This is a genomic window from Erwinia sp. GW821-FHT03D09 (assembly GCF_059420805.1).
In genome coordinates this window covers 1-1,058 of record NZ_JBWKUK010000046.1, presented here as the reverse complement: position 1 = coordinate 1,058, position 1,058 = coordinate 1, and the positions used below count along the sequence as shown (strand labels likewise).

1 protein-coding gene is annotated in these 1,058 nt (G+C 58.2%); it reads right to left on the bottom strand.

From position 1 onward, the window contains the following. Nucleotides 1-968: type VI secretion system tip protein VgrG (gene vgrG / locus AC07U6_RS22220; protein WP_494764861.1), on the bottom strand; the 968-nt coding region annotated here is incomplete at its 3' end. Nucleotides 969-1,058 lie beyond the last annotated feature (90 nt).

Here is a 1,058-nt window from a genome sequence, read left to right as displayed (position 1 = left end):
AAATCATTACTCTGGCCTTGCCCAATATTGGCATCATTACGCAGCGCTTCCAGACGATAACGGGTGAAATCCTGCCCATGCTGTTCGTCTTTGAAACGCCCGGGGAAGTCAAAGTGTTCATAATCGGGGCGCTGGTTTTGTAGCTCACCGGACTGCTCACTGAATGCCGCCGCCCAGTTAGGGTTCTTAAAGGTGTAGTCTTTCAACTGCACCGTTGCGGGGCGTACCTGTGCACTGCGGGTGAAGCTCGTCACGCACAGCTCCTGTGCCTGTGCCGCCACATTCGGGTTATACGGCAGCGTCGCCCCTTTCGGCAGCGAACCCACATCATCGGCATACACCACGGTATTCTTACCCGCGCTGAATTCGAAGGAGTAGAAAATGCCCTCTTCGGCCGTCAGGCGCTGGATAAAGTCAAAATCCGACTCCTGATACTGCACACAGAACTCGCGGGCCGGGTGCGGATGACGCAGACCAAACGCAAAATCGTTGATGCCATTCTCTTTCAGCAGGGTGGTGATAATGCTTTCAATCGATTCCTGCTGGAAGATGCGCGCGTTCTGGCGCAGGCTGGTGCGCCACAGGGCCGGGCGGATCACCATGCTGTAGCGGGTTTGATGAAAACCGGTATCCCCCTGCTCAAAGCTGGCGACCATGCCGGTCACACTGCGTTGCAGCACGCCTTCCCGCCAGATAAACAGCGTGGCATCTTCATCCAGTACCGCCGCAAAATCGACGGCCGGATCGGCGCTGGCCAGGTTCACATTCAGGACAAAGGGGGAGGAAAGCGTTTCAGTCAGACCAAAATCCACCACCACGAAGGTTTGTGGCGGCAGGCCGGCTGCAGTTAACGTGAACTGCAGGCCACTGGGTTGAGCGCCCCCCATCACCGCACTGGCTGCCGAAGCCACCGCACCCGATGCGCTGCCACCTGCCACAAAACTGCCCGGGCTGGCGCCACCCGCCATTGCCTGACCGCTGGTGTTCATGGCACTTTTCGCTAACCCCGTCGCCTGGTTAATCTGCTGGCCGGTTTTGCCGCCCACCGTGCTGTTTAC